This window comes from Herbiconiux sp. J20-20, from assembly GCF_057365085.1.
In genome coordinates, this window is the sequence record NZ_CP195122.1 from 1,118,629 (window position 1) to 1,144,154 (window position 25,526).

23 protein-coding genes are annotated in these 25,526 nt (G+C 70.0%); 10 read left to right on the forward strand and 13 right to left on the reverse strand.

Annotated features, from left to right (window positions below):
• Window positions 1-71 precede the first annotated feature (71 nt).
• Window positions 72-1,382: a class I SAM-dependent RNA methyltransferase gene (locus ACR3ZA_RS05425; RefSeq protein WP_473660892.1), complete on the reverse strand. Its 1,311-nt coding sequence runs from the start codon at window positions 1,380-1,382 to the stop codon at window positions 72-74.
• 21 nt (window positions 1,383-1,403) lie between these two features.
• On the opposite strand from ACR3ZA_RS05425, the gene ACR3ZA_RS05430 reads away from it, so the two are divergent.
• Both ACR3ZA_RS05430 and ACR3ZA_RS05435 read left to right on the forward strand, forming a co-directional pair.
• A complete protein-coding gene (locus ACR3ZA_RS05430; protein WP_473660894.1) occupies window positions 1,404-2,075 on the forward strand; it encodes a Maf family nucleotide pyrophosphatase in 672 nt (223 codons plus the stop codon).
• 70 nt (window positions 2,076-2,145) lie between these two features.
• The gene (locus ACR3ZA_RS05435) at window positions 2,146-3,906 is read left to right on the forward strand and encodes an ATP-binding protein (protein WP_473660896.1); all 1,761 of its coding nucleotides are present in this window, start codon (window positions 2,146-2,148) and stop codon (window positions 3,904-3,906) included.
• 52 nt (window positions 3,907-3,958) lie between these two features.
• Here the strand turns inward: ACR3ZA_RS05435 and ACR3ZA_RS05440 are convergent, their stop codons facing one another.
• A complete protein-coding gene (locus ACR3ZA_RS05440; RefSeq protein ID WP_473660897.1) occupies window positions 3,959-4,927 on the reverse strand; it encodes a hypothetical protein in 969 nt (322 codons plus the stop codon).
• A gap of 199 nt (window positions 4,928-5,126) precedes the next feature.
• The gene (locus ACR3ZA_RS05445; RefSeq protein WP_473660900.1) at window positions 5,127-6,563 is read right to left on the reverse strand and encodes an NAD(P)H-quinone dehydrogenase; all 1,437 of its coding nucleotides are present in this window, start codon (window positions 6,561-6,563) and stop codon (window positions 5,127-5,129) included.
• Window positions 6,564-6,618: 55 nt separating this feature from the next.
• Between ACR3ZA_RS05445 and ACR3ZA_RS05450 the strand changes: the two genes are divergently transcribed.
• Both ACR3ZA_RS05450 and ACR3ZA_RS05455 read left to right on the forward strand, forming a co-directional pair.
• Window positions 6,619-7,455: a purine-nucleoside phosphorylase gene (locus ACR3ZA_RS05450; protein ID WP_473660902.1), complete on the forward strand. Its 837-nt coding sequence runs from the start codon at window positions 6,619-6,621 to the stop codon at window positions 7,453-7,455.
• 38 nt (window positions 7,456-7,493) lie between these two features.
• Window positions 7,494-9,101, forward strand: a complete 1,608-nt coding sequence (locus tag ACR3ZA_RS05455) for a phospho-sugar mutase (protein ID WP_473662282.1) — start codon at window positions 7,494-7,496, stop codon at window positions 9,099-9,101.
• Between the two features lie 256 nt (window positions 9,102-9,357).
• Here the strand turns inward: ACR3ZA_RS05455 and ACR3ZA_RS05460 are convergent, their stop codons facing one another.
• Genes ACR3ZA_RS05460 through ACR3ZA_RS05470 form a run of 3 tightly spaced genes read right to left on the reverse strand, consistent with a single transcriptional unit; the run spans window position 9,358 to window position 11,221 of the window.
• Window positions 9,358-9,630 (reverse strand): PTS sugar transporter subunit IIB, encoded by a 273-nt coding sequence (locus tag ACR3ZA_RS05460; RefSeq protein ID WP_473660904.1) that lies wholly within the window; start codon window positions 9,628-9,630, stop codon window positions 9,358-9,360.
• Window positions 9,627-10,109 carry a PTS sugar transporter subunit IIA gene (locus tag ACR3ZA_RS05465; protein WP_473660905.1) on the reverse strand — a complete coding sequence of 161 codons (483 nt, stop codon included), beginning with the start codon at window positions 10,107-10,109 and terminating at the stop codon, window positions 9,627-9,629. The genes ACR3ZA_RS05460 and ACR3ZA_RS05465 overlap by 4 nt, the downstream gene beginning before the upstream one ends.
• Entirely contained in the window at window positions 10,109-11,221 is a 1,113-nt protein-coding gene (locus ACR3ZA_RS05470; RefSeq protein ID WP_473660907.1) for an adenosine deaminase, read from the reverse strand. The genes ACR3ZA_RS05465 and ACR3ZA_RS05470 overlap by 1 nt, the downstream gene beginning before the upstream one ends.
• Before the next feature lie 66 nt (window positions 11,222-11,287).
• Here ACR3ZA_RS05470 and uriH point away from each other — a divergent pair, with 66 nt between their 5' ends.
• A complete protein-coding gene (gene uriH / locus ACR3ZA_RS05475; RefSeq protein ID WP_473660909.1) occupies window positions 11,288-12,226 on the forward strand; it encodes a uridine-preferring nucleoside hydrolase UriH in 939 nt (312 codons plus the stop codon).
• Between the two features lie 121 nt (window positions 12,227-12,347).
• On the opposite strand, the gene ACR3ZA_RS05480 is transcribed toward uriH, so the two are convergent.
• From ACR3ZA_RS05480 to ACR3ZA_RS05510, 7 genes are all read right to left on the reverse strand, one after another.
• The gene (locus ACR3ZA_RS05480; protein ID WP_473660911.1) at window positions 12,348-13,643 is read right to left on the reverse strand and encodes a thymidine phosphorylase; all 1,296 of its coding nucleotides are present in this window, start codon (window positions 13,641-13,643) and stop codon (window positions 12,348-12,350) included.
• On the reverse strand, window positions 13,640-14,044 hold the full coding sequence (locus ACR3ZA_RS05485) for a cytidine deaminase (RefSeq protein WP_473660913.1): 405 nt from the start codon (window positions 14,042-14,044) through the stop codon (window positions 13,640-13,642). The genes ACR3ZA_RS05480 and ACR3ZA_RS05485 overlap by 4 nt, the downstream gene beginning before the upstream one ends.
• 2 nt (window positions 14,045-14,046) lie before the next feature.
• Complete coding sequence (locus ACR3ZA_RS05490) at window positions 14,047-15,324, reverse strand: ABC transporter permease subunit (RefSeq protein WP_473660915.1); 1,278 nt, start codon at window positions 15,322-15,324, stop codon at window positions 14,047-14,049.
• Window positions 15,321-16,604 (reverse strand): ABC transporter permease subunit, encoded by a 1,284-nt coding sequence (locus ACR3ZA_RS05495; protein ID WP_473660917.1) that lies wholly within the window; start codon window positions 16,602-16,604, stop codon window positions 15,321-15,323. Before ACR3ZA_RS05495 ends, ACR3ZA_RS05490 begins: the two co-directional genes overlap by 4 nt.
• The gene (locus tag ACR3ZA_RS05500) at window positions 16,601-18,115 is read right to left on the reverse strand and encodes an ATP-binding cassette domain-containing protein (protein ID WP_473660919.1); all 1,515 of its coding nucleotides are present in this window, start codon (window positions 18,113-18,115) and stop codon (window positions 16,601-16,603) included. The genes ACR3ZA_RS05495 and ACR3ZA_RS05500 overlap by 4 nt, the downstream gene beginning before the upstream one ends.
• A gap of 96 nt (window positions 18,116-18,211) precedes the next feature.
• The gene (locus ACR3ZA_RS05505) at window positions 18,212-19,312 is read right to left on the reverse strand and encodes a BMP family ABC transporter substrate-binding protein (RefSeq protein ID WP_473660921.1); all 1,101 of its coding nucleotides are present in this window, start codon (window positions 19,310-19,312) and stop codon (window positions 18,212-18,214) included.
• 191 nt (window positions 19,313-19,503) lie between these two features.
• On the reverse strand, window positions 19,504-20,628 hold the full coding sequence (locus tag ACR3ZA_RS05510) for a sugar phosphate nucleotidyltransferase (RefSeq protein ID WP_473660923.1): 1,125 nt from the start codon (window positions 20,626-20,628) through the stop codon (window positions 19,504-19,506).
• Window positions 20,629-20,729: 101 nt separating this feature from the next.
• Here ACR3ZA_RS05510 and ACR3ZA_RS05515 point away from each other — a divergent pair, with 101 nt between their 5' ends.
• From ACR3ZA_RS05515 to ACR3ZA_RS05535, 5 genes are all read left to right on the forward strand, one after another.
• Window positions 20,730-21,884, forward strand: a complete 1,155-nt coding sequence (locus ACR3ZA_RS05515; RefSeq protein ID WP_473660925.1) for a glycosyltransferase — start codon at window positions 20,730-20,732, stop codon at window positions 21,882-21,884.
• A 207-nt stretch (window positions 21,885-22,091) separates the two neighbouring features.
• Window positions 22,092-22,427, forward strand: coding sequence for a succinate dehydrogenase, cytochrome b556 subunit (sdhC, locus tag ACR3ZA_RS05520; protein ID WP_473662283.1), 336 nt, complete (start codon window positions 22,092-22,094; stop codon window positions 22,425-22,427).
• Window positions 22,427-22,861 (forward strand): succinate dehydrogenase/fumarate reductase transmembrane subunit, encoded by a 435-nt coding sequence (locus tag ACR3ZA_RS05525; protein ID WP_473660927.1) that lies wholly within the window; start codon window positions 22,427-22,429, stop codon window positions 22,859-22,861. Before sdhC ends, ACR3ZA_RS05525 begins: the two co-directional genes overlap by 1 nt.
• A 3-nt stretch (window positions 22,862-22,864) precedes the next feature.
• A complete protein-coding gene (gene sdhA, locus ACR3ZA_RS05530) occupies window positions 22,865-24,649 on the forward strand; it encodes a succinate dehydrogenase flavoprotein subunit (RefSeq protein ID WP_473660930.1) in 1,785 nt (594 codons plus the stop codon).
• Window positions 24,649-25,413, forward strand: coding sequence for a succinate dehydrogenase iron-sulfur subunit (locus ACR3ZA_RS05535; protein ID WP_473660932.1), 765 nt, complete (start codon window positions 24,649-24,651; stop codon window positions 25,411-25,413). Before sdhA ends, ACR3ZA_RS05535 begins: the two co-directional genes overlap by 1 nt.
• The last annotated feature ends 113 nt before the right edge of the window (window positions 25,414-25,526 follow it).

Below are 25,526 nucleotides of genomic sequence, written 5' to 3' on the forward strand. Positions count from 1 at the left end.
TCCTGAACGACGCATCGCTCGTCGCGCTATCGTACCCCGATGCTCGACGGGCGCGGCGGCCCCCGCTCGGGTCACACGCGCACGAGCGTGCCGACCGCCTCCACGTGATGGGTGTTGGGGAACAGGTCGAAGGCGCGCAGTCGGTCCAGGCGGTAGCCGGAGTCCTGCAGTGTCGCGACATCGCGCGCGAACGCCACCGGGTCGCAGGCGACGTAGACGAACTGCGCCGGACGAAGTTCGGTGAGGGCGTCGAGCACGGCGCGCCCGGCGCCGCTGCGCGGCGGGTCGAGCACGACGGTGGCGGCCGACAGCCGGGCCCGCTCCGTCGCTGACGAATCCGCGAGCGAGCGCACCCACTGCTCGACGCGCGCCGTCACGGTGTGGGCGCCGATCCAGTCGGCCAGGTTCTCGGCCGCGTGCTCGGTCGCCCGCTCATCCGATTCGACGCTCGTGATGCGCAGGGTGCTGCCGAACTTGTCGCCGACCGCGGCCGCCAGCAGTCCGACGCCGCCGTAGAGGTCGAGGTTGGCCGCCTTCGGGTCGAACAGGTCCTCGACGATCCCCGACTGCACCGCCTCGGTGAGCGTCTGCGGGGCCGCCTCGTGCACCTGCCAGAAACCGGCGTCGTCGACGCGAAACTCGCGGTCGCCGACCCGCTCGCGGATCACGCTGCGCGCCTGCTTGCCGATGATCAGGCGTGCGCCGCCGACGCTCGGCGCCAGCACGTCGATGTGGGCCTCGTCGCTCGCCGGGCCGCGTCGACGACCGCGCGGCTTCGGCGCCGGCGCACTGCCGAGCTCCGGGTAGCGCTCGTCGAGCGGAGCAACCTCGCGCACCGCCTCGGTGGCCAGCGGCAGCGAAGACACCCGGATCACGCGGTGCGACCGAGACGCGAACGGGCCGACCGTGCCGTCAGAGGCGACGTGCAGGCGCACGCGGGTGCGCCATCCGGTGCCGTCGGCGCTGCCGGGCAGCGCCTCCACCTCGACCTCGCGCGAGAGCTTCGCCATGCGGGCCAGCGCCTCGCGCAGCACCGACGCCTTCAGCTCGCGCTGGTGGGCGAGGGAGATGTGCCCGAACTCCGCACCGCCGGGGCGGATCGCCGGATCGCGGTCGACATCGGCTTCGGCCCAGACGTGCGCCTGACGGTGCGGGCTCGCCTCCAGCACGCGGACGGTGTCGGCGCGCCAGAACTTGTCCTTCGAGTCGTCGGTGATGCGCGCCAGCACGCGCTCGCCCGGAATCGCGTCGGCAACGAACACCACGCGACCCTCGTGACGCGCGACCGCGACGCCGCCGTGGGCGATGTTGGTAACGTCGAGCTCGACCTCCCGGGGCGGTGCCGAGTCGTGGGTGGCCGTCGTCGATCGCGTGGAACTCATTCCATGAGCATAGGAGTCGCCGTGTCCGGATCCCTGAGCGCGCCCCTCCGGCTCTACCTCGCCTCCACCTCCCCCGCCCGACTCGCCACGCTCCGCGCCGTCGGCATCGAGCCGATCGCCCTCGCGCCGGGCGTCGATGAGGAGGCCGCCGTGCACGCCGCCGAGGCGGCGGGCGGCGGGCCGCTCGCGGCTCCCGACATGGTGCAGCTGCTCGCGCGCCTCAAGGCCGAAGCGGTCGCCGACCGCGCGGTCGATGCGGCCGGGGTCCCGCTGAGCGGCCTCGTCCTCGGCGGGGACTCGGCGTTCGAGATCGGCGGCCAGATCCACGGCAAGCCGCACCACCCGGAGGTGGCGCTTGAGCGCTGGCGGGCGCAGCGCGGCAGGTCCGGGGATCTGCACTCCGGCCACTGGCTGATCGAGATGAACGAGGGCCGAGCGGTCGCCGCCGTCGGCGCCTCCGCGGTGGCGCGCGTCCAGTTCGCCGCCGACATCGACGACGACGAGCTGGAGGCCTACGTCGCCACCGGCGAGCCGCTCGCCGTCGCCGGGGCGTTCACCATCGATTCCAAAGGCGCCGGGTACATCGAGCGCATCGACGGCGACCCGCACGCGGTGGTCGGTCTGAGCATCCCGCTGCTGCGCACCCTGGTGCGCGAACTCGGCTACTCCTGGCACGACTTGTGGAATCGCTAGCGCGGATCACGCCGTTTTTGTTCCCACCGGACAACGGCGAGGGGCGCCGCGCACAATAGGCTGAAGAACTATGGCTCGCATTTCGAAGGTCCTCATCGCGAACCGGGGGGAAATCGCCGTGCGCGTCATCCGCGCCGCCCGCGACTCCGGTATCGCTACGGTCGCCGTCTACGCCGACCAGGATCGGGATGCCCGGCACGTGAAGCTGGCCGACGAGGCCTACGCGCTCGACGGCGCCACCTCGGCCGAGACCTACCTCGTCATCGAGAAGCTGCTCTCGGTCGCCCGCCGCTCCGGCGCGAACGCCGTGCACCCCGGCTACGGCTTCCTCGCCGAGAACGCCGACTTCGCGCGCGCCGTCATCGACGCGGGCCTGATCTGGATCGGCCCGTCGCCCGACTCGATCGAGCGGCTCGGCGACAAGGTCAGCGCGCGGCACGTCGCCGAGAAGGTCGGCGCCCCGCTCGCCCCCGGCACGCTCAACCCCGTCTCGGACGCGGCCGAAGTGCTCGAGTTCGTCGACCAGGTCGGCCTGCCGGTCGCGATCAAGGCCGCCTTCGGCGGCGGCGGGCGCGGCCTCAAGGTCGCCCGCACCCGCGACGAGGTGCCCGAGCTGTTCGAGTCGGCGACCCGCGAGGCCGTCGCCGCGTTCGGTCGCGGCGAGTGCTTCGTCGAGAAGTACCTCGACGAGCCCCGCCACGTCGAGACCCAGTGCCTGGCCGACTCCGCCGGCAACGTCGTCGTCGTCTCCACGCGCGACTGCTCACTGCAGCGCCGCCACCAGAAGCTGGTCGAAGAGGCCCCCGCGCCCTTCCTCACCGACGAGCAGCGCGACCTGCTCTACTCCTCGTCGAAGGCGATCCTCAGGGAGGTCGGCTACCTGGGCGCGGGCACCTGCGAGTTCCTCATCGGCAAGGACGGCACCGTCTCCTTCCTCGAGGTGAACACGCGTCTGCAGGTCGAGCACCCCGTCTCGGAAGAGGTCACCGGCATCGACCTGGTGCGCGAACAGTTCCGCATCGCCGAGGGCGGCCTCCTCGACTACGACGACCCCGAGACGCACGGCCACTCCATCGAGTTCCGCATCAACGGCGAAGACCCCGGTCGCGGCTTCCTGCCCATGCCGGGGCCGGTGCACGTGCTGCGCTTCCCCGGCGGCCCCGGGGTGCGCGTCGACTCCGGCGTCACCACCGGCGACGTCATCTCGGGCGCTTTCGACTCGCTGCTGGCGAAGCTGATCGTCACCGGCCACACGCGGGAAGACGCGCTCGAGCGCGCGCGCCGCGCCCTCGACGAGTTCGAGGTCGCCGGCCTGCCCACGGTGCTGCCGTTCCACCGCAAGATCGTGCGCGATCCGGCGTTCACCGCGCCGGACGGCCACTTCGGCGTCTACACGCGCTGGATCGAGACCGAGTTCGACAACGACCTGGAGCCGTGGGGCGGCATCCTCGCCGACGCGGCCGCGCCCGAGAAGCGCCACAGCGTCGTCGTCGAGGTCGAAGGCAAGCGCGTGTCGGTGTCGCTGCCGACGCAGTTGCTGCCGACCGCCGGATCCGTCTCCGCGGCGCCCGCGCCCAAGCGGCGTGCGGGCGGCGGCGGGCTCGTCACCGCGACCGGCAACGCCGTGAAGGCGCCCATGCAGGCGACGATCATCAAGATCGCCGTCGCGGAGGGCGACACCGTCGTCAAGGGCGACCTGGTGGCCGTGCTCGAGGCGATGAAGATGGAGCAGCCGCTGACGGCGCACCGCGACGGAACGGTCGGCAAGATCGACGCCGCCGTCGGCACCACCGTCTCCGCCGGCCACGTCCTCCTCTCCATCGACGACTGATCCCTCCCCTCCCCCTCCCAATTCCGCCGAACGCTACCCAAACTCACGACAGCTACCGGATCTTCGGTAGCGCTCGCCAGTTCGGGTAGCGCTCGGCGTCGGGGCGGAGGCCGGCGGTGAGGAGGAGGCGCGCTAGGCGGTGGGGAGAACGGACCTCCGGCATCCCCCAGCGCACCACGCGGGTGTCGTGGGCGCGCAGCCTGTCCTCGCGGCGCTTCTCGTCGATGACCACCTCGGCCGCGCTGCGCCCGGCCGTGTACTCCTCGCGCACATACTTTGCGACGCCGTCGAACTCTCCGATGAGGCGGCATCCGGGCCACCAGAAGTCGACGAACAGCTGTCCGCCACGGTCGCGGAAGCTCGCCTGCAATTCGGGCGCGGGAAAGCCGAGCGCGGCGATTGCGCAGCGACTCACGCTCTCGCCCGGAGAGCCGGATCGGCCGTCCGCGAAGCGGAGGACCGCATCCGCACGAGCAACGCCGCGCCGCCCGCGGGGGCCCAGCAGCTCGCGCAGCTCGCCCGGCTCGACCGGCGTCTCGCCGCAGCGCCCCGCGAGCGCGGCGTCGGCAGCAACCACCGCCGCATCGAACTCGAGCGTTCGAGCGAGGTCGACGACGGTGCGCGCCAGAGTCGTCACCAGCAGCCCGTCGATCCTCTCGATCGAGCGCGGCACGTCGACGCAGTGTCGAATCAGGTCGTCGTCGGAGCGACCGCCACCCGCGCGATCACCCAGCGCATGGACGGAGTCGCCGAAGGGGCGCAGCATCGGCACGCCCCAGAGAGCCGCGGCCGACTCGTGCGAGAACACCAGATCGCGAGAGCGCGCCAGCACCGCCGCCCGCATCCGCACGATGTGACGCATCCGATCGTCCATGCCCTCGGCGCATTCCGTGCGGATCCATACGCCGCTGCGCACCCGCTGAATGGCTCCCGACCGCGCGAGTCGCTGCAGTTCGGCCGGCGGGGTGCGGCTCGCGAGCACGAAGTCGTCGAACCAGGCGAGGGCGAGCACGGAGTCCACGACCGGCAGGCTCCCAATCCCGCCGCTGCGAGGCACAGGCGCCCCCGCGCATCCGTGCACAGCCCCACACCGGCAGACCTGTGCACGACGAGCCGCGCCCCCCGCGCCACACGTCGAGCGCTACCGAAACTCACGAGCGCCACCGGAGTTCCGGTAGCTCTCGCGCATTCGGGTAGCGCTCGGCGGAAGGGGAGCGGGGTCAGCCGACGATGTGCATGGCGCGGGCGGCGTCGGTGATGCTGCCCGAGAGCGAGGGGTAGACGCTGAACGCGCTCGCGAGCTGGTCGACCGTGAGACGGTGCTCGACGGCGAGCGCGATCGGCAGAATCAGATCGGATGCCTTCGGCCCCACGATCACCCCGCCGATCACCGTTCCCGAGCCAGTGCGCGCGAACAGCTTCACGAAGCCGTCCTTGATCCCCATCATCTTCGCGCGCGGGTTCGACGGCAGGTCGAGCTTGTAGATCTCGCCCTGCGCGATCCCGTCCTCGATCTGCTTCTGGCTCCAGCCGACGGTCGCGACCTCGGGCTGGGTGAAGATGTTCGAGGTGACGTTGCGCAGCTCGGTCGGCGACACCGCATCCCCCATCGCGTGGAAGATCGCGCTGCGTCCCTGCATCGAGGCCACCGAGGCGAGCGGCAGGAAGTCGCTGCAGTCACCCGCCGCGTAGACCGACGGCATGGAGGTGCGCGCGACGCGGTTGACGCGGATGTGTCCCGAGTCGGTCAGCTGCACGCCCGCCTCCTCGAGGCCGATTCCCGCCGTGTTGGGGATCGCGCCGACCGCCATCAGACAGTGCGAGCCCTCCACGGTGCGGCCATCGGAGAGCGTCACCCGCACGCCGTCCTCGGTGCGGTCGATCTGGTCGGCGCGCGACTTGGAGAGCACCGTCATGCCGTTGCGCGTGAAGACCTTCTCGATCACCGCGGCCGCGTCGGCATCCTCCCCGGGCAGCACCTGGTCGCGACTCGAGATCAGGGTCACCCGTGCGCCGAGGGCCCGGTAGGCGGAGGCGAACTCGGCACCGGTGACACCGGATCCGACGACGATCAGGTGCTCGGGCACCGCCTCGAGCGAGTAGAGCTGCTTCCAGGTGAAGATCCGCTCGCCGTCGGGCTTCGCGGTCGACAGCTCGCGCGGGCTGGCCCCCACCGCCACCACAATCGTGTCAGCCTCGATCGAGTCGAAGTCGGTGCGCGCCTTGCCCTTGCCGGTCGAGACGACGATCCGGTTCGGGCCGTCGAGCCGACCGTCACCGGCGACGATCTTGACGCCGGCCCGGATGAGCTGCGCGCGCATGTCCTCCGATTGCTGCCGCGCGAGCATCAGCAGGCGCTGATTGACGGCGGCCAGATTGACGGTGACCTCGGGACGGACGGCGCGGCCCGCATCCGTCCGGGTGAAGAACTGCACGCCCAGATCGGCCGCCTCGCCGATCGCGCTGGCCGCCTCGGCGGTCGCGATGAGCGACTTCGACGGCACGACATCGGTCAGCACGGCCGAGCCGCCGACCCCGACGCGCTCGACCAGCGTCACCTCCCCGCCGAGCTGAGCTCCGGCCAGGGCTGCCTCGAATCCGCCCGGACCGCCGCCGAGGATGGCGATCCGCTGAGTGCGCTCAAAGTGGGACGACATGCCCCCCATTCTTGTGCATCGATCGGATGCCGTGAGCCACCGTAAAGTGAGTGTCATGTCTGCACGACCCACCACGAATCCCCTCGACGACCCGGCCGCCGACCCGTTCGAGATCGCCCGCCTCGCCGCCGAGCAGCTGGCCTCCGCGACGGGCGTCGAGCGCCACGACATCGCGCTCACCCTCGGCAGCGGCTGGGGCGCCGCCGCGGAGCTCCTCGGCGAGACGGTCGCGCAGGTCCCCGCGACCGAGATCGTCGGCTTCAGCACCTCGGGGGTCGCCGGGCATTCGGGCACGCTGCGCAGCATCCGGCTCGCCTCCGGCACGCACGCGCTGGTGATCGGCGCCCGCACCCACTACTACGAGGGTCACGGCGTGCGTCGCGTCGTCCACTCGGTGCGCACCGCCGCGGCGGCGGGGGCGAAGGTCATGGTGCTCACCAACGGCGCCGGCGGCATCAAAGACCACTGGACGCCGGGCACGCCCGTGCTGATCAGCGACCACATCAACCTGACGGCCGACTCGCCGCTCGAGGGCGCCACCTTCGTCGACCTCACCGACCTGTACTCGCGGCGCCTTCGCGACCTCGCCCACGAGGTGGACGCCGATCTCGACGAGGGCGTTTACTGCCAGTTCCGCGGGCCGCACTACGAGACCCCCGCCGAGGTGCAGATGGCGAAGACGATCGGCGGCCACATCGTCGGCATGTCGACGGCGCTGGAGGCGATCGCGGCGCGCGAGGCGGGCATGGAGGTGCTCGGCATGTCGCTGATCACGAACCTTGCCGCCGGCATTTCGCCGGAGCCCCTCAGCCACGCCGAGGTGCTGCAGGCCGGCAAGGACGCCGAGCCGGTGATCACGCAGCTGCTGGCGCGCATCGTGGAGCAGCTGTGAGCGAGCGCACGGAGCTCATCGCGCGGGCACGAGAGTGGATGGCGCAGGACCCGGATGAGGCGACGCGCGCCGAACTGGATGCACTGCTCGCCCTCGTCGACACCGGCAGCGAGCAGGCCGCGGCCGATCTCGCCGAGCGCTTCTCGGGCCGGCTGCAGTTCGGCACCGCCGGTCTGCGCGGAGCCATGGGCGCTGGCCCGCAGCGCATGAACCGCGTCGTCGTGGCGCAGGCCGCCGCGGGGCTCGGGTTCTTTCTGAAGTCCCGCGAACCGAATCCCTCGGTCGTGATCGGCTACGACGGACGCCACAACTCGCGCGTGTTCGCGGAGGACTCGGCCGAGATCCTGCAGGGCCTCGGGGTGGCCGCGACCGTCCTGCCGCGGATGCTTCCGACCCCGGTGCTGGCCTTCGCGGTGCGGGAGCTGCGAACCAGCGCCGGCATCATGGTGACGGCGTCGCACAACCCGGCCGCCGACAACGGCTACAAGGTGTACCTGGGCGGCGCCGACGGCGGCTCCCAGATCGTGCCGCCCGCCGACGGGCTGATCGCGGCCGAGATCGATCGAGTCGCGAGCGGCTCGGTCTCGAACCTGACCCGGTCGACCGAGTACGCGACGGCTCCCGAGTCGGTCATCACCGAGTACGTGGAGCGCACCGCGCACGCCGCACGCCACGTCGCGCCGCTCACGATCGCCTACACCCCGATGCACGGCGTCGGTCTCGAGACCTTCGAACGCGTGCTCGCGACGGCGGGGTTCCCTGCCGCCCGCGTCGTCGAGGCGCAGGCGCAGCCGGATCCCGACTTCCCGACCGTCGCGTTCCCGAACCCGGAGGAGCCGGGCGCGATGGACCTCGTGCTCGCGCTGGCCGCTGAGGTGGACGCCGATCTGGCGATCGCCAACGATCCGGACGCCGACCGCGTCGCCGTGGGCATCCCCACCTCGAACGGCTGGCAGCGTCTCAGCGGCAACGAGGTCGGCTGGCTGCTCGGCTGGGAGGCGGCCCGCGCCGCTGACGGCGGGACGCTCGCCAACTCGCTCGTCTCCTCCCCCGCGCTCGGCGCCGTCGCCGAGCGCTACGGGCTCGAGCACGCGGAGACGCTCACCGGCTTCAAGTGGATCTCGCGCGCACCCGGACTCGTCTTCGGCTACGAGGAGGCGCTCGGCTATCTGGTCAACCCGGACACCGTTCGCGACAAGGACGGCATCTCGGCCGCGCTCGCGGTGCTGTCGCTCGCGGCGGAGCTGCACGGCCGTGGCGAGACGCTCGCCGACCGGCTCGAGCAGTTCGCCGCCGAGTTCGGCGGCTACGCGTCGGGCCAGATCTCGATCCGAGTGACCGACCTCAGCGAGATCTCGCGACTCAGCGCCGCGCTGCGCGCGGACCCGCCGCGAGAGATCGGCGGCATCGCGGTGACCGCCGTCGAGGACTTCCTCTCCGGCGTCGGCGACTACCCGCGCAGCGACATCCTGCGCTTCCGGCTCGACGGCGGCGGTCGCGTGATCGTGCGCCCCAGCGGCACCGAGCCGAAGCTCAAGTGCTATCTGGATGCGCTCTCTCACGAGGGCAGCGGCGCCGAACGCGTCGCGGCGGCGCAGGCGACGCTCGCCCGCCTCGATGCGGGGATGCGGGAACTGCTGCGCTGACCGCCGCCGCGGCCCGCGGCGCGCGTCGAGATCCGGCCTCATGACGCGCCAGAGACCGGTTTCTCGCTCAGCTATGACGTCACTTCGGTCCCCCAAAATCTGGGGGTGTTGAGATGGCGAACATTGCCGCAAATCCGGGTTAACGTAGAGGATTCCCGAATCCTTCGGATGCGGGACGCGTCCGGCTGGTAACCGGGCGCGCGCGGCGCTGTGATGCCCTGATCAATTGCAGCGCCGCGCCCCGTTTCGGGGCGCGCTAGCCGAGGGCCTTCTCGAGCTTGGCGGTGAGTTCCGCGGTGTCGAAGTAGTTCTCGACGACGACCACGTCGGCGTACGTCTTGCCGATCGCGGTCACGAACTCGGGGCTGGTCAGAATCACCTGCGCGTCGTCGGCCTCGCCGTGCAGCGACGCCAGGTCGGTGGCGACCACGGTCGCCTCGATGCCGAGCCTGCCGAGCACGCGCTCGGCGTTCACCTTGAGAATGCCGCTCGTGCCGACGCCGGCCCCGCAGATAGCGACGATCTTCATGACAGCTCCTGTCCGGCGGCGCCCTCGGCGTCGAGCGGCGGCACGCTCAGAATCGAACGCACCTCGTCGGCGGTCGTCGCGGCGGCGATGCGCTCGACCGCATCCGAATCGTTGAACGTGTTGGCCAGCTGGGCGACGAATCCGATGTGCCGATCGTTCGCGGTGACGCACAGGCCGAGCACGACGCGCACCGGGTCATTGTGCGGGTGGCCGAACGCGACCGGTTCAGCCAGAGTCGCCACCGCGAAGCCGTCCGAGTGCACCTCGGGGCCGGGTCGCGCGTGCGCCAGCGCCAGGCCCGGCGCGATCACCACGTACGGCCCGTGCTCCTCGATCATGCGCACCATCGACTCCGTGTACTCCGGCTTCGCCGCGCCCGTGGCCACCAGGCCCGCGCCGACGACCGCCACCGCGGCACGCCAATCGGCGGCCACCGCGCCGAGCGCGACGGCCGCATCCGGAAGCGGAGGGAGCGACATCACGCGGCCTCGAAGCCCCCCTCGATCAGCTCGATGAGCTCCTGGCGCTCGTCGAGCGGCAGGAACGCGGCCTCGGCGGCGTTGAGCTGGAACGCGAGCAGATCCTGCAGGTCGTAGCCGAAGGCATCGACAAGCAGTCCGAGTTCGCGGGTGAGCGTGGTGGCGCTCATCAGGCGGTTGTCGGTGTTGACGGTCACCCGGAAGCCGAGCTGATAGAGCGTGTCGAAGGGGTGCGCCGACATCTCGGTGCCCCAGGCGGCGATCGCACCGGTCTGCAGGTTCGAGCTCGGGCTGGTCTCGAGCGCGCTGCTGCGGTCGCGCACCCACTGGGCGACGCGGCCGAGCGAGACGTAGTCGTTGTCGTCGTCGCGCGACTCCACGGTGATGTCGTCAGCGACCCGGACGCCGTGCCCCAGTCGCAGGGCGTGGCCGTCGACGAGGGCGCTGCGGATGCTGTCCGGCCCGTCCGCCTCGCCGGCGTGGATGGTGGCGGGGAACATCTCACGCGCCAGCAGGTCGAAGGCGTCGCTCATGCGCGACGGCGGGAAGCCCGCCTCGGGCCCGGCGATGTCGAAGCCGACCACGCCGCGGTCGCGGTGGCGCAGCGCCAGTTCGGCGATCTCGAGGCCCCGGTCCAGGTGGCGCATCGCGCTCACCAGCTGGCCGACGCGGATGTGCGATCCGGCGGCGCGTGCGGCGGCGACACCGGCATCCAGTCCCGCCTGCACGGCCTCGACGGCCGCGTCGAGGCTGAGCCCCGCGCTGACGTGCTGCTCCGGCGCCCAGCGGATCTCGCCCCACACGACGCCGTCATCGGCGAGGTCGGCGACGAACTCCCGCGCGACCCGCTCCAGGCCGTCGGCGGTCTGCATCACCGAGGTGGTGACGTCGAAGGTCTTCAGATACTCGACGAGCGAGCCCGAGTCGCTCTTCTCGGCGAACCAGGCGCCGAGCGCGTCGGCGTCGCCGACCGGGGCGCCGCCGGGCAGTGCGATGCCGTGCGCATCGGCGAGCTCCAGAATCGTCGCCGGGCGCAGCCCACCATCGAGGTGATCATGCAACGACACCTTCGGAAGGGCCTTCAGGACAGACGGTTCCGCGACATCGCTCATGGGTACCAGCGTAGTTGGGAGTCGCCTGAAAATTCCCCCGGATCCGGTGGGGATTACGCTCGAGACATGACGGCACGAAAGATCATCCTCGACTGCGATCCCGGTCACGACGACGCCATCGCGATGCTGCTCGCGCACGGCAGCCCCGAGGTCGAGCTGGTCGCCGTGACCACGGTCGCGGGCAACGCGTCGCTCGCGAATGTGACCCGCAATGCACTGTCGGTGGCGCGCATCGCGGGTATCACCGGCATCCCGTTCGCCGCGGGGGCCGCGCGCCCGCTCGTGCGGCGCACGGAGTACGCGCCGACCATCCACGGCGACTCGGGACTCGACGGGCCCGAGCTGCCCGAACCGGAGATCGAGCTCGATCCGCGCTCAGCGGCGCAGCTGATCATCGACGTGGTGATGGCGCACGAGCCGGGCGAGATCACGCTGGTTCCGACCGGGGCGCTGACCAACATCGCCCTCGCCGCGCGGCTCGAACCGCGCATCGTCCCTCGCGTCCGCGAGGTGGTGCTGATGGGCGGCGGCGTGCACGTCGGCAACTGGAACGCGACGAGCGAGTTCAACATCGTCATCGACCCCGAGGCCGCGCACATCGTGTTCAACGAGGACTGGCCGCTCACCATGGTCGGCCTCGACGTGACGCACCAGGCGCTCGCGACGGATGCGGTCCGCGCCGCGATCAGCGAGCTCGACACGGTGCCGGGTCGCTTCACCCTCGAGCTGCTCGACTTCTTCGCCGACACCTACCGCCGCGAGCAGGGCTTCACGTATCCGCCCGTGCACGATCCGGTGGCGGTCGCGTATGTGATCGACCCGAGCGTGCTGCACGTCGTGAAGGCGCCGCTCGACGTCGAGCTGTCAGGGACGCTCACGCTCGGCATGACGGTCGCCGACCTGCGCATGCCGGCGCCGGCCGACTGCCGCACGCAGGTCTCGCTCGGCCTCGACCAGGACCGCTTCTGGGACCTCGTGGTCTCCGCCCTCCGCCGCATCGGCTAGCCCCCGCCCCGCCCCGCGCCCGCCCTCTTCCGCCGAGCGCTACCCAAACTCACGAGCGCGCCCGGAGGTTCGGTAGCGCCCGCAGGTTTCGGTAGCGCTCGGCGGAGGGACGCGGCGGGGGCTAGGCGATGCGGTCGGCGATGAGGGGGCCGCCGGTGAGGATCTCGTCGCCGGGAGAGCCGATGCGGTAGGCGCCGTCGAGGGCCTCGAGGGCGCGGTCGAAGCGCGCCGCATCCTCGGCGCCGAGCGTGAACAGCGGGTCGCCTGCGCGCACCTCGTCGCCCGGCTTCTTGTGCAGGTCGACGCCGGCCGAGTGGATGACCGGATCCTGCGCCCGCGCCCGGCCGGCCCCGAGCCGCCAGGCTGCGATCCCGAACGGGAGCGCCTGCTGCTCGACGAGCACGCCGTCGCGCTCGGCGCGCACCACGTGGGTCTCGCGCGGGCTCGGCAGCGCCGCGTCGGGGTCGCCACCCTGCGCCCGGATCATCGCGCGCCAGGTGTCCATCGCCTTGCCGGAGGCGAGCTGCCCCTCAACGTCGGCATCGGGGACGCCGGCCAGATCGAGCATCTCGCGGGCGAGGGCGAGCGTCAGCTCGCGCACGTCAGCGGGGCCGCCGCCGGCGAGCACCTCGACCGATTCGCGCACCTCGTTGGCGTTGCCGATGGCGAGCCCGAGCGGCACGTTCATGTTCGTCAGCAGCGCGCGCGTGGCCACGCCCGCGTCGGTGCCGAGGCGCACCATCGTCTCGGCGAGCTCGCGCCCCCGCGCCGGGTCCTGCAGGAAGGCGCCGGAGCCGAACTTGACGTCGAGCACCAGCGCGGCGGTGCCTTCGGCGATCTTCTTGCTCATGATGGAGGAGGCGATCAACGGAATCGACTCGACCGTGCCGGTGATGTCGCGGAGCGCATACAGCTTGCCGTCGGCGGGGGCGAGCCCCGATCCGGCGGCGCAGATCACGGCACCGACCTCCTCGAGCTGGGCCATGAACTCCTCGTTGGAGAGCGCGGCTCGCCAGCCGGGGATCGATTCGAGCTTGTCGAGCGTGCCGCCGGTGTGGCCGAGGCCGCGCCCGGAGAGCTGCGGCACCGCGACGCCGAAGGAGGCGACCAGCGGCGCGAGCGGCAGAGTGATCTTGTCGCCCACTCCCCCCGTCGAGTGCTTGTCGGTGGTGCGCTTGGACAGCCCGGAGAAGTCGAGCCGCTCGCCGCTCGCGATCATCGCCAGGGTGAGGTCGCGGATCTCGTCGCGGCCCATCCCGTTCAGGAAGATCGCCATCGTCATCGCCGACATCTGCTCGTCGGCGACGTACCCGCGGGTGTAGGCGTCGATGAGCCAGTCGATCTGCGGCGTCGACAGCTCGCCGCCGTCGCGCTTGGTGCGGATCAGGTCCACGACGTCAAAGGGTTCGACGCTCATGATTCGCGGTACTCCTGCAGGGTTCGGGGCCCGAAGGCGTCGGGCAGCACCTCATCGATGGTCTTGATCCCGGAGACGGTGTCCAGCAGCATGCCGTCGGCGGAGTGCTCGAACAGCAGCTGCCGGCACCGCCCGCAGGGCATCAGCGCGTTGCCGTGGCCGTCGACGCAGGTGAAGGCGACCAGCTTGCCGCCGCCCGACATCCACAGCGCCGACACCAGCGAGCACTCGGCGCACAGCGTCACCCCGTAGGAGGCGTTCTCGATGTTCGCGCCGGTCACCACCCGCCCGTCGTCGACGAGCGCGGCGACCCCGACCGGGAAGTTCGAGTACGGCGAGTAGGAGTGGCTCAGGGCGTCACGAGCCGCGGCCCGCAGCGCATCCCAGTCGATCTCGGACATCGTCAGCTCTTGATGTACGGTTTGCCGTCGGCGGCCGGCGGGCGGGACTGCCCGACGAGTCCGGCGACCGCGAAGATCGTCACCAGGTACGGGAGCATCAGCATGAACTCGCTCGGCACGGGCGAGCCGATGATGCCGAGCACGCTCTGCAGGCTGGTGGCGAAGCCGAACAGCAGCGCCGCGAGCGTGGCGCGGATCGGATGCCAGCGTCCGAAGATCACCGCGGCGAGAGCGATGAAGCCCATGCCGTTGGTCATCTCCTTGCCGAAGGCGCTCACCGAGTCGAGCGTGAAGTACGCCCCGCCCATGCCCGCGATCGCGCCGGCGAGCAGCACGTTCCAGAACCGGGTGCGGTTGACGTCGATGCCGACCGTGTCGGCCGCCGTCGGGTGCTCGCCGACGGAGCGCACGCGCAGGCCCCAGCGGGTCTTGAACAGCCCGAACCAGACGCCGAACACGGCGATGTACATCAGGTACACGATGATCGTCTGCTGGAAGAACACCGGCCCGATGATCGGGATCTGCGACAGGAGCGGGATCTCGAGCGACGGGAAGCGCACGCTCGAGTTGAACTGCGCCGTGTTGGCGGTCAGCACCGTCGAGTACAGGAAGTTCGTCAGCCCCATTACGAGCACGTTGAGCACGACGCCGACGATCACCTGCTCGACGATGTAACGGATCGCGAAGACGGCGAGCACGAGCGAGACGAGCATTCCCGCGATCATCGCCGCCAGCAGCCCGAGCAGCGGCTGACCGGTGACCGAGGAGACGACCGCGGCCGAGAACGCGCCGAACAGCAGCTGTCCTTCGATCGCGATGTTGACGACGCCGACGCGCTCGGAGACGACGCCGCCGAGGGCGCCGAACACGATCGGCGTGCTCAGCGCGAGGGCGCCGATCAGGAGCCCCGGCAGCGGAATGGTCTTTCCGGCCGCCGCCCAGGTGAGGAACGCGAACAGCGCCAGCGCGACGAACACGATCACGAGCCAGAGCGGTGACTTGCCGCGCGGGTGCAGGAACGAGAACGCGAGCGCGCCGAACACCATCAGCACCAGGAGCACCGCGACGGTGGCCACGAAGCCGACGGTCGGGACGACGAGCGCGGGCAGCTGGATGAAGTCGCTGCTGGTCGAGAGCCGGAAGGTCGTCTCGCCCTCACCGGGGAAGGCGAAGCCCATCAGGAGGGCGGCGATCGCGAAGACGCCCAGGCCGATCGGGGTCTTCAGATCCCGCACGCGGGCGATCTCGCGGCTGGCGTTCAGCTCCGCTGTCGTGGTCACTTGGCCGCTCCTTCCGCGAGGCGGGCGGCTCGTCGCCGCGGCTTCGAGCCGGGGGCGGGCAGCCGGAACACCGAGCGCACGAGCGGCGGCGCCGCGATCAGCAGCACGATGACCGACTGCACGACGAGGATGATGTCGATCGGCACGCCCTGCGAGGCCTGCATCGTGTAGCCGCCGGCCTTGAGCGCACCGAACAGGATGCCGCTGAAGAACACCCCCCACGGCCGCGAGCGGCCGAGCAGCGCGACGGTGATGGCATCGAATCCGATTCCGGCATCCACGCCCGCCGAGAACCCGCTGGTCGTCGTCCCGAGCACCTGGGATGCGCCCGCGAGGCCCATCAGTCCGCCGGCGAACAGCATGGCCGCGACGTAGACCGACTTGACGTTGATTCCGGCGACGCGGGCGGCGTTCGGGTTCTCACCGACGGCGCGGAAGCGGAAGCCCATGCTGGAGCGGTTGAGCAGGTACCAGACGTAGATCGTGGCGGCGATGACGAGCACGAAGCCGAGATGGAGCCGGAACGACCCCACGCCGATCAGGTCGCTCAGGTTGGGCAGCACGGCCGTCTCGAGCGCGGCGGGCGACTTCGGGTTGTTGGAGCCCGGCGCCTGCAGCGCCCCGGGCGTGCGAAGCAGGTAGAAGACGAGGTAGTAGGCGACGTAGTTGAGCATGATCGTGACGATCACCTCGTGCGCCCCGGTGCGCGCCTTGAGCAGGCCCGCGAGGCCACCCCACAGCGCGCCGCCGACGATGGCGCCGGCCACCGCGAGCACCATGTGGATGACGACCGGCAGATCGAACGACCAGCTGATCCAGCCGCCGAGCGCTGCGGCCATGATGATCTGGCCGCGCCCACCGATGTTGAACAGGCCGACCCGGAACGCGAGGGCGACACCGAGACCGGCCGCGATGAGCGGGGTCGCGAAGGTGAGCGTCTCGGTGAGCGGCTTGATCTGGTCGACGAACGAGGTGCGATTGATGTTGAAGATCGCCCCCCGGAACAGCGCGTCGTAGGCGCCGCCGATCGACTGCCCGATGGCGACGAAGGTGTCGCCGGGACGGGAGAAGAAGTACCCCAGCGAGGTCTGCACCCCGTCGTCGGTGGCGGCGATCAGCACGCTTCCGATCAGCAGGGCGAGCACGATCGCGAGGAACGACAGCAGGGCGTTGCCGGTGACGATCTCACGCAGGATCTGGTGCGCGCGCGACGGTTCGTCGGCCACGACAGGGGTTTCGGCGTCCGCGCCAGGTGCGGCGGGACTCTGGCTGCTGCTCACGCGGCGGCCTCCTTCGGGGTTTCGCCCGCCATCATCAGGCCGAGCACGTCACGAGGGGTGTCACCGGGGACGATGCCCACGATGCCGCCGCGATACATCACGGCGATCCGGTCGGCGAGCGCGACGACCTCGTCGAGCTCGGTGGAGACGACGATCACGGGCACACCGGCGTCGCGCGCGGCGACGATCTGGCTGTGCACGAACTCGATCGACCCGACGTCGAGGCCGCGCGTGGGCTGCGCCGCGACGACGAGCTTGACCTCTTTGCTGAGCTCGCGGGCGAGCACGACCTTCTGCTGGTTGCCGCCGGAGAGCTTGCCGACGTGGGTCTCGATGCCGGGGGCGCGGATGTCGAACTCCTCGAGCTTCTCGCGCGCGAACTCCGCCAGCGTCTCGAGCTGCAGGGTCCCGCGCTTGACGAACGGCTCGCTGTGCGAACGGTCGAGCATCAGGTTCTCGGCGATGGTGAACGCGGCGACGAGTCCGTCTTCGCGCCGGTCTTCGGGCACGAACCCGACGCCCGCGTCGAGCACACGGCGGGGAGTTCGACCGACGAGCTCTTCGCCCTCGAGGGTGATCGAGCCCTCGACGCGGGGCTGCAGCCCCATGATCGCTTCGGTCAGCTCGGTCTGGCCGTTGCCTTGAACTCCGGCGATCGCGAGGATCTCGCCCTGGCGCACCTCGAAGTTCAGGTGCGCGACGACGTATTGATTGTGAGCGTCGATGACCGAGAGGTCGCGCACGACGAGCGCTTCATCGCCGGGCTTGGCCGGGCCCTTGTCGACCATGAGGTCGACGGCGCGACCGACCATGAGCGAGGCGAGTTCCGCGTTGGTGGCGGTGGGCTCGGCCTCTCCGACCACCTTGCCGAGCCGGATGACGGTGATGCGGTCGGCGACTTCGCGCACCTCGCGCAGCTTGTGCGTGATGAACACGATGGAGGTGCCGGTCTCTTTGAGCTGGCGCATGATCGCCATCAGCTCGTCGGTCTCCTGCGGGGTGAGCACCGCGGTCGGCTCGTCGAAGACGAGCACCCGGGCATCCCGCGACAGCGCCTTGATGATCTCGACGCGCTGCTGCACGCCGACGGGAAGGTCCTCGATGCGGGCGTCGGGGTCGACGTCGAAGCCGAAGCGGGCCGAGATCTCGCGCACCTTCTGGCGCGCGCCGTCGAGATCGAGCACCCCGCCGAACTTGGTCGACTCGTGGCCGAGCATGACGTTCTCGGCGACGGTGAACACGGGGATCAGCATGAAGTGCTGGTGGACCATGCCGATGCCGGCATTCATCGCATCGCCGGGACCGGCGAAGTGCTGCACCGTGTCGTCGAGGAGGATCTCCCCGCCGTCGGCCCGGTACAGGCCGTACAGCACGTTCATCAACGTCGACTTGCCGGCGCCGTTCTCGCCGAGCAGCGCGTGGATCTCACCCGCCTCGACGGTGAGGTCGATGTGGTCGTTCGCGACCAGGGCACCGAACTTCTTCGTGATGCCGCGGAGTTCGAGCTTCATGCCACCCAATCTATTCCCAGTTAAGCGACCACGGGGAGGCCGGCCTTCGCCGACCTCCCCGTGCTGTTCAGTTCTGTCAGAACTTCGCGTGAGTCCTTACGGGCTCGACGGCGAGGTCACGACGACGTCGCCCGCGATGATCGCGGCCTTGAGGTCCTCGATCTGCTGCGCGAGCTCGGCCGGAACCTTCGACTCGAAGTCGTGGAACGGGGCAAGACCGACGCCGCCGTTCTCGAGCGTGCCCACGTAGGCCTCGTTCGAGAAGGTGCCGTTGGCCGCCGCGGTCACGACGTCGTAGACGCCCGCGTCGACGCCCTTGAGCACCGAGGTGAGCAGGAGGTCGGCAACCGACGGGTCGGTCACGTACACGTCGGCGTCAACACCGATCAGCGCGATCGTGTCGTCGCCGGTGTCGCGGATCGCCTCCGCGGCCGAGATGTAGATCGGTCCACCGACGGGCAGCAGCACGTCAGCACCCTGGTCGAGCAGGCCCTGCGCCGAGGTCTTGGCCTCGACACCCGCGGCGAAGCCACCGGTGAAGGTTCCGGTCTGCGCTTCCTTGTCCCAGCCGATCGCCTCGACGCTCGTGCCGTTGACCTCGTTGTAGTAGGCCACACCGTCGACGAAGCCATCCATGAAGATGGTCACCGGCGGAATCGGGATGCCACCGAAGGTGCCGACGACGCCGGTCTTCGAGTAGGCGGCCGCGGCGTAGCCCGCGAGGAACGCGGCCTCAGCCGTGTTGAAGAGAATCGGCTTGCCGTTCTCGACGTCGGACGCACCGTCGAAGTCGGTGTCGAGACCGTCGTCGATGATCGCGAACTCGACATCGGGGTTGTTCTGCGCGCCCTCGATGGTGGCGGCGGAGAGCAGGAAGCCGACGGTCACGATGATCTCGCAGCCCTCGCCGACGAGGCTCTCGATGTTCGGCGCGTAGTCGTCCTCGCTGGCCGACTCGGAGTGGATCTCGGTGATGCCGAGGTCGGTGACCGCGGCCTCGAGGCCGGTCAGGCCGAGCTCGTTGAACGAGTTGTCGTCGAATCCACCGGCGTCCGAGACCATGCAGGCCAGGAAGTCGAGCTCCGGCGTCTCGCCATTGCCGTCTTCGGGTGCCGACGCACAGCCGGCGAGCACGAGCGCGCTCGTGCCGAGCACGGCGAGACCGGCGAGACCGGTCTTGCGGAAAGTGATTGTCACGGTGTCCTCCAAGAATGCGCGCACGGCAGGATGCCGAGCGTTTTCCTCACGTTACCCAAAACCTGGCCGTCTGCCGACCGCCTCGGCCGAGTGATGGTCGAAGCGTTACAAACCTGGGACGACAGCGAAACGATTCCGAAATGTTGAGACCGTCAACACAGTTTTCCGGCTCGAAACGGCGAAATCCTGCGCTACAGAACGCCGTCGCGACCCGACAGCTTGAGGGCGTCGACGACGCTCTTCACGCGCTGCGCATGCTCGCTCGTCGTCACCAGCAGCGCATCCGGCGTGTCGACCACGACGATGTCCTGCACGCCGATGAGGGAGATGATCCGCTCGGTCGTGGAGATGACGATGCCGCTGGATGAGTCGGAGAGCACCCGCGCGTTCTCGCCGAGGATCGCCAGGTTGGCCGGGCGTCCGCCGGAGTGCAGCTTGGCGATCGATGCGAAGTCGCCGACGTCGTCCCAGCCGAAGCGGCCGGGGATGACCGCGAGGCGGCCGGCCTCCGCCGCCGGCTCGGCGACCGAGTAGTCGATCGCGATCTTGGTCAGCTTCGGCCAGACCCGGTCGACGACCGGACCGCGCCGCGCCGGCTCGTCCCAGGCCTCCGCCAGCTCCTCCAGCCCCGCCAGCAGCTCGGGCTGGGTCGCGCCGATCTCCTCCAGCAGCCGGTCGGCGCGCGCGATGAACATGCCCGCGTTCCAGAGGTGATGACCTTCGTCCACGTAGCGGCGCGCCGTCTCGAGGTCGGGCTTCTCGACGAAGCTCTCGACGCGCAGCGCGTCGGGGGCGCCGTCGATCTGAAGCGCCTCGCCGCAGTGGATGTAGCCGAACCCGACCGCGGGCTCATCCGGGGCGATGCCGATCGTCGCGATGTAGCCGGCGTCGGCGGCGATCACGGCCTGCTCGACGGCGGCGCGGAACTTGGCCGGCTCATGGATGACGTGGTCGGCGGCGAACGAGCCGATGATGACGTCCGGTTCGCGGCGGCGCAGGATCGCGGCGGCCAGCCCGATGGCGGCCGTCGAATCCTTCGGCTCGCTCTCGAGGACCACGTTCGGGTCGGTCAGCTCGGGAATCTGCTCCTCCACCGCGGCGCGGTGCGCGCGGCCCGTCACGACCATCACCCGCTGGGGGCCGGAGATGGGCGCCAGCCGCTCCCACGTGGCGCGCAGCAGCGTCTGCCCCGAGCCGGTGAGGTCGTGCAGGAACTTGGGGGCGTCGGCGCGCGAGAGCGGCCACAGGCGCGAGCCCACTCCGCCCGCAGGAATGACACTGTAGAACCGGTCCAACGCCGACGATCGCTCAGCCATGCGACCACCCTACGCACCTTGTGTTAACGCAAAACGACAGGGTGCGTACACCCGCGCGTTACCCGTGCTCCTTAGCGTCGAGGAAAGCCGGGAGGTGGATCATGGGACGTCGAGTCGCGGTCGTCAGCGAGAGCTTCCTTCCGACCCTCAACGGCGTGACGACGAGCGTCATCAAGCTGCTGGAGCACCTCGCCGATCGTGGGGACCAGGCGATGCTGATCGTGCCGGCGGCAGGGTCGCCGCGGCAGTTCGCCGGCTTCCCCGTGCACGAGGTTCCCGCCCTCGCCTACCGGCAGTTCCCGGTGGGGCTGCCCAACTCCCAGATCAGCGGACTGCTGACGCGCTTCCGCCCCGACGTGGTGCACGTCGCCTCACCGTTCCTGCTCGGCGCCCAGTCGATCGCGGCGGCCAACCGCCTCGACGTGCCGACCGTGGCGATCTATCAGACGGATGTCTCCGGCTATGCACGCCGCAACCGACTGGCCGTCGCCTCCAACTTCGCCTGGCGGATCGTGCGCTGGATCCACGAAGGCGCCGACCTGACCCTTGCCCCGTCCTCGACGGCGATCGCCGCGCTCGAGGAGGCGGGCGTGCCTCGACTGGAGCGCTGGGGGCGCGGCGTCGACACCGACCGCTACCACCCGGGGCACCGCTTCACCGCCCGCGCCCGCGAGCTGCGCGCCGAGCTCGCCCCGAACGGCGAGGTCATCCTCGGCTACGTGGGGCGCATCGCCCCGGAGAAGAGCCTCGAACGGCTCGCCGAACTGGCGGGCATCCCCGGCATCCGCATCGTGATCGTCGGCGGCGGCCCGGCGATGCCGAGCGTCCGCCGCGCGCTTGACGGGATGCCGGTGACCTATCTCGGCGAGCTGCGCGGCGAAGAGCTGTCGGCCGCCTACGCGAGCTTCGATGTCTTCGTGCACACCGGCACCGAAGAGACCTTCGGCCAGACGCTGCAGGAGGCCCACGCGAGCGGCCTCGCCGTGGTGGCGCCGCGCGCCGGGGGCCCGATCGACCTGATCGAGCACCGCGTCGACGGGCTGCTCTACGACCCGGCGGTGGACGGGGCTCTCGCCGCGGCGGTGCACCCCCTGATCGCCGACGCGGCGCTGCGAGCGCGCTTCGGCGAGGCCGGGCGACGCAAGGTCATCGGCCGCACCTGGAGCCGGCTGTGCGACGAGCTGCTCGGCCACTACGACGAGGTGATCGCGGCGCGCCGCGGCGCCGCCACATCTCTCGACATCAAGACAAAGTAAGGTCCACCTCAGAAGCGGCTGCCGGTGCGAGCGCACTAGACTGGTCGTGTCCGAAGCAATGCGACCGGCGTGCCACCCGTCGACCGCGACGGAGACCCCGAGGAGGAGTCCGTGTCGAGTTCCGCTGCGCGTCCCGCGGCGGCTCCCACTGTCCCCGTTCCCGCCCCGCGACGTCCTGCTGGGACGCTGTATCGCGGACGCGAAGGAATGTGGTCGTGGGTGCTGCACCGCATCACCGGGACCGCGATCTTCTTCTTCCTGCTGGTGCACATCCTCGACACGGCGCTGATCCGGATCGACCCGCACGCCTATGACGCGGTGATCGGCGCCTACAAGACGCCCATCATGGGGCTCGGTGAGCTGGGACTCGTCGCCGCGATCGGCCTGCACGCGCTGAACGGCCTGCGCATCATCGCGATCGACTTCTTCTCCTGGGGCACCCGCCACCAGCGCCTGATGTTCTGGATCGTCATCGCACTGTGGGTGCTGCTGCTCGTCGGCTTCGCCCCCCGCCACCTGATGCACGTGTTCGGAGGCGAGTGATGACCACGGTTCCTCTGCCCAACACCCGCCCGGCCCGGCGCGGCATCAACTGGGAGAAGTGGGGCTGGCTGTACATGCGCGTCTCGGGCGTGCTGCTCGTCGTGCTGATCTTCGGCCACCTGCTCGTCAACCTGTTCCTCGGCGAGGGCGTCAAGGCGATCGACTTCGCCTTCGTCGCCGGCAAGCTCGCGGATCCGTTCTGGATCGTCTGGGATCTGCTGCTGCTCTGGCTGGCGCTGATCCACGGCTCCAACGGCATGCGCACCCTCGTCAACGACTACGCGCACGGCCGCCTGCGGAAGGTCCTGCTCGGCGCGCTGCTCGTCTCGACGATCGTGCTGCTCGTTCTCGGCACGCTCGTGCTGACCACCTTCGATCCCTGCATCGGCGACCCCGCGTCGACCGGTCTCCAAGAGCTCTGCGAGGCACAGTAAGACATGGAGTTCACCGACGGTGACGTCATTGACGGCGTCCACTACCACCAGTTCGACGTCGTCATCATCGGTGCCGGAGGCGCCGGGATGCGCGCCGCCATCGAGGCCGGACCGAAGGCCAAGACGGCGGTCATCACCAAGCTCTACCCGACCCGCTCGCACACCGGCGCGGCCCAGGGCGGCATGGCCGCCGCCCTCGCCAACGTCGAGGAGGACAGCTGGGAGTGGCACACCTTCGACACCGTGAAGGGCGGCGACTACCTCGTCGACCAGGACGCGGCCGAGGTGCTCGCCAAGGAGGCGATCGACGCGGTTCTCGACCTCGAGAACATGGGTCTGCCGTTCAACCGCACGCCCGAGGGCAAGATCGACCAGCGGCGCTTCGGCGGTCACACGCGCGACCACGGCAAGGCGCCGGTGCGCCGCGCCTGCTACGCCGCCGACCGCACCGGCCACATGATCCTGCAGACGCTGTTCCAGAACTGCGTCAAGCTCGGCGTCAACTTCTTCAACGAGTACTACGCGCTCGACCTGGTGATGAACGACGGCAAGCCCGCCGGTGTCGTCGCCTACGAGCTCGCGACCGGCGAGATCCACGTCTTCCAGGCGAAGTCGATCGTCTTCGCCACCGGCGGCTTCGGCAAGATCTACAAGACCACCTCGAACGCGCACACCCTCACCGGTGACGGCGTCGGGATCATCTGGCGCAAGGGTCTGCCGCTGGAGGACATGGAGTTCTTCCAGTTCCACCCGACCGGCCTGGCCGGCCTCGGCATCCTGCTCACGGAGGGCGCCCGCGGCGAGGGCGCGATCCTGCGCAACGCCTCCGGTGAGCGCTTCATGGAGCGCTACGCCCCCACCATCAAGGACCTCGCGCCTCGCGACATCGTCTCGCGCTGCATGGTGCAGGAGGTCGCGGAGGGTCGCGGCGCCGGCCCGCACAAGGACTACGTGCTGCTGGACTGCACCCACCTGGGCGCCGAGGTCCTCGAGACGAAGCTCCCCGACATCACCGAGTTCGCCCGCACCTACCTCGGCGTCGACCCGGTGCACGAGCCGGTGCCGGTCATGCCGACCGCGCACTACGCGATGGGCGGCATCCCGACCAACATCAAGGCCGAGGTGCTCAGCGACAACGACACCGTCGTGCCCGGCCTCTACGCCGCCGGCGAGTGCGCCTGCGTCTCGGTGCACGGCTCGAACCGCCTCGGCACCAACTCGCTGCTCGACATCAACGTCTTCGGCAAGCGCGCCGGCAACTACGCCGTCGAGTACGCGAAGACCGCCGAGTTCGTGCCGCTGCCGGAGAACCCGGCGCACTTCGTGACCGACCTCGTCGAGCAGCTGCGCAACTCGACCGGCACCGAGCGGATCGCGGCGATCCGCAAGGAGCTGCAGGACGAGATGGACAAGAACGCGCAGGTGTTCCGCACCGACGAGTCGCTCGAGAAGGTCACCCACACGATCTTCGAGCTGCGCGAGCGCTACAAGAACATCGGCATCCACGACAAGGGCCGGCGCTTCAACACCGACCTGCTCGAGGCGATCGAGCTGGGCTTCCTGCTCGACCTGGCGGAGGTCGTCGTGTACTCGGCGCGCAACCGCAAGGAGAGCCGCGGCGGGCACATGCGCGACGACTACCCGGATCGCGACGACGCCACCTACATGAAGCACACGATGGCGTACCTCACCGGCGACCCGCACTCGCCCGACGCCTCGGACCACATCACGCTCGACTGGAAACCGGTGGTCATCACCAACTACCAGCCCATGGAGAGGAAGTACTGATGGCCAGCGCAACCGCCGAGGCTCCCGCGCCCGCTCCCGAGGCGCCCATCCAGTCGTTCACGGTCACGCTGATCATCCGCCGCTTCGACCCGGAGACGATGGACGAGCCGATCTGGCAGGACTTCGACGTCGAGATGTTCCCCACCGATCGTGTGCTGGATGCGCTGCACAAGATCAAGTGGGAGCAGGACGGCACGCTCACCTTCCGCCGCTCCTGCGCGCACGGGATCTGCGGCTCCGACGCGATGCGGATCAACGGCCGCAACCGGCTGGCCTGCAAGACGCTGATCAAGGATCTCGACATCTCGCAGCCGATCTACGTCGAGGCGATCAAGGGCCTTCCGCTCGAGAAGGACCTCATCGTCGACATGGAGCCGTTCTTCGAGTCGTACAAGCAGATCCAGCCGTTCCTCATCGCCGACTCGAAGCCGAAGGGCGGCAAGGAGCGCATCCAGTCGGTCGCCCAGCGCGAGCGCTTCGACGACACGACCAAGTGCATCCTGTGCGCCGCGTGCACGAGCTCCTGCCCGGTGTTCTGGACGGATGGCCAGTACTTCGGCCCCGCCGCGATCGTCAACGCGCACCGCTTCATCTTTGACAGCCGTGACGAGGGGTCGCAGGTGCGCCTCGACATCCTCAACGACAAGGAGGGCGTGTGGCGCTGCCGCACGACCTTCAACTGCTCGGAGGCGTGCCCGCGCGGCATCGAGGTGACCAAGGCGATCGCCGAGGTCAAGCAGGCGGTCCTGCGCGGCAAGGCATAGCCCGCCCGCGCATCCGCGCAGAGGGACCGGTCCGCAGCTGCTGGGATTGCTGCGAGACCGGCCACTCCGTTGCGCCCCCGTAGGGATCCGGAGGCGAAGGCCGAAACGGCCTT

Coding starts and splice junctions, on each gene's coding strand:
- ACR3ZA_RS05515 (WP_473660925.1), top strand. CDS start 20,730: ATGGGACGTCGAGTCGCGGTCGTCAGCGAGAGCTTCCTTCCGACCCTC.
- ACR3ZA_RS05525 (WP_473660927.1), top strand. CDS start 22,427: ATGACCACGGTTCCTCTGCCCAACACCCGCCCGGCCCGGCGCGGCATC.
- ACR3ZA_RS05480 (WP_473660911.1), bottom strand. CDS start 13,643: ATGAGCGTCGAACCCTTTGACGTCGTGGACCTGATCCGCACCAAGCGC.
- ACR3ZA_RS05450 (WP_473660902.1), top strand. CDS start 6,619: ATGTCTGCACGACCCACCACGAATCCCCTCGACGACCCGGCCGCCGAC.
- ACR3ZA_RS05500 (WP_473660919.1), bottom strand. CDS start 18,115: ATGAAGCTCGAACTCCGCGGCATCACGAAGAAGTTCGGTGCCCTGGTC.
- ACR3ZA_RS05460 (WP_473660904.1), bottom strand. CDS start 9,630: ATGAAGATCGTCGCTATCTGCGGGGCCGGCGTCGGCACGAGCGGCATT.
- sdhA (WP_473660930.1), top strand. CDS start 22,865: ATGGAGTTCACCGACGGTGACGTCATTGACGGCGTCCACTACCACCAG.
- ACR3ZA_RS05510 (WP_473660923.1), bottom strand. CDS start 20,628: ATGGCTGAGCGATCGTCGGCGTTGGACCGGTTCTACAGTGTCATTCCT.
- ACR3ZA_RS05425 (WP_473660892.1), bottom strand. CDS start 1,382: ATGAGTTCCACGCGATCGACGACGGCCACCCACGACTCGGCACCGCCC.
- ACR3ZA_RS05535 (WP_473660932.1), top strand. CDS start 24,649: ATGGCCAGCGCAACCGCCGAGGCTCCCGCGCCCGCTCCCGAGGCGCCC.
- ACR3ZA_RS05485 (WP_473660913.1), bottom strand. CDS start 14,044: ATGTCCGAGATCGACTGGGATGCGCTGCGGGCCGCGGCTCGTGACGCC.
- ACR3ZA_RS05465 (WP_473660905.1), bottom strand. CDS start 10,109: ATGTCGCTCCCTCCGCTTCCGGATGCGGCCGTCGCGCTCGGCGCGGTG.
- ACR3ZA_RS05445 (WP_473660900.1), bottom strand. CDS start 6,563: ATGTCGTCCCACTTTGAGCGCACTCAGCGGATCGCCATCCTCGGCGGC.
- ACR3ZA_RS05435 (WP_473660896.1), top strand. CDS start 2,146: ATGGCTCGCATTTCGAAGGTCCTCATCGCGAACCGGGGGGAAATCGCC.
- ACR3ZA_RS05455 (WP_473662282.1), top strand. CDS start 7,494: ATGGCGCAGGACCCGGATGAGGCGACGCGCGCCGAACTGGATGCACTG.
- uriH (WP_473660909.1), top strand. CDS start 11,288: ATGACGGCACGAAAGATCATCCTCGACTGCGATCCCGGTCACGACGAC.
- ACR3ZA_RS05470 (WP_473660907.1), bottom strand. CDS start 11,221: ATGAGCGATGTCGCGGAACCGTCTGTCCTGAAGGCCCTTCCGAAGGTG.
- sdhC (WP_473662283.1), top strand. CDS start 22,092: ATGTGGTCGTGGGTGCTGCACCGCATCACCGGGACCGCGATCTTCTTC.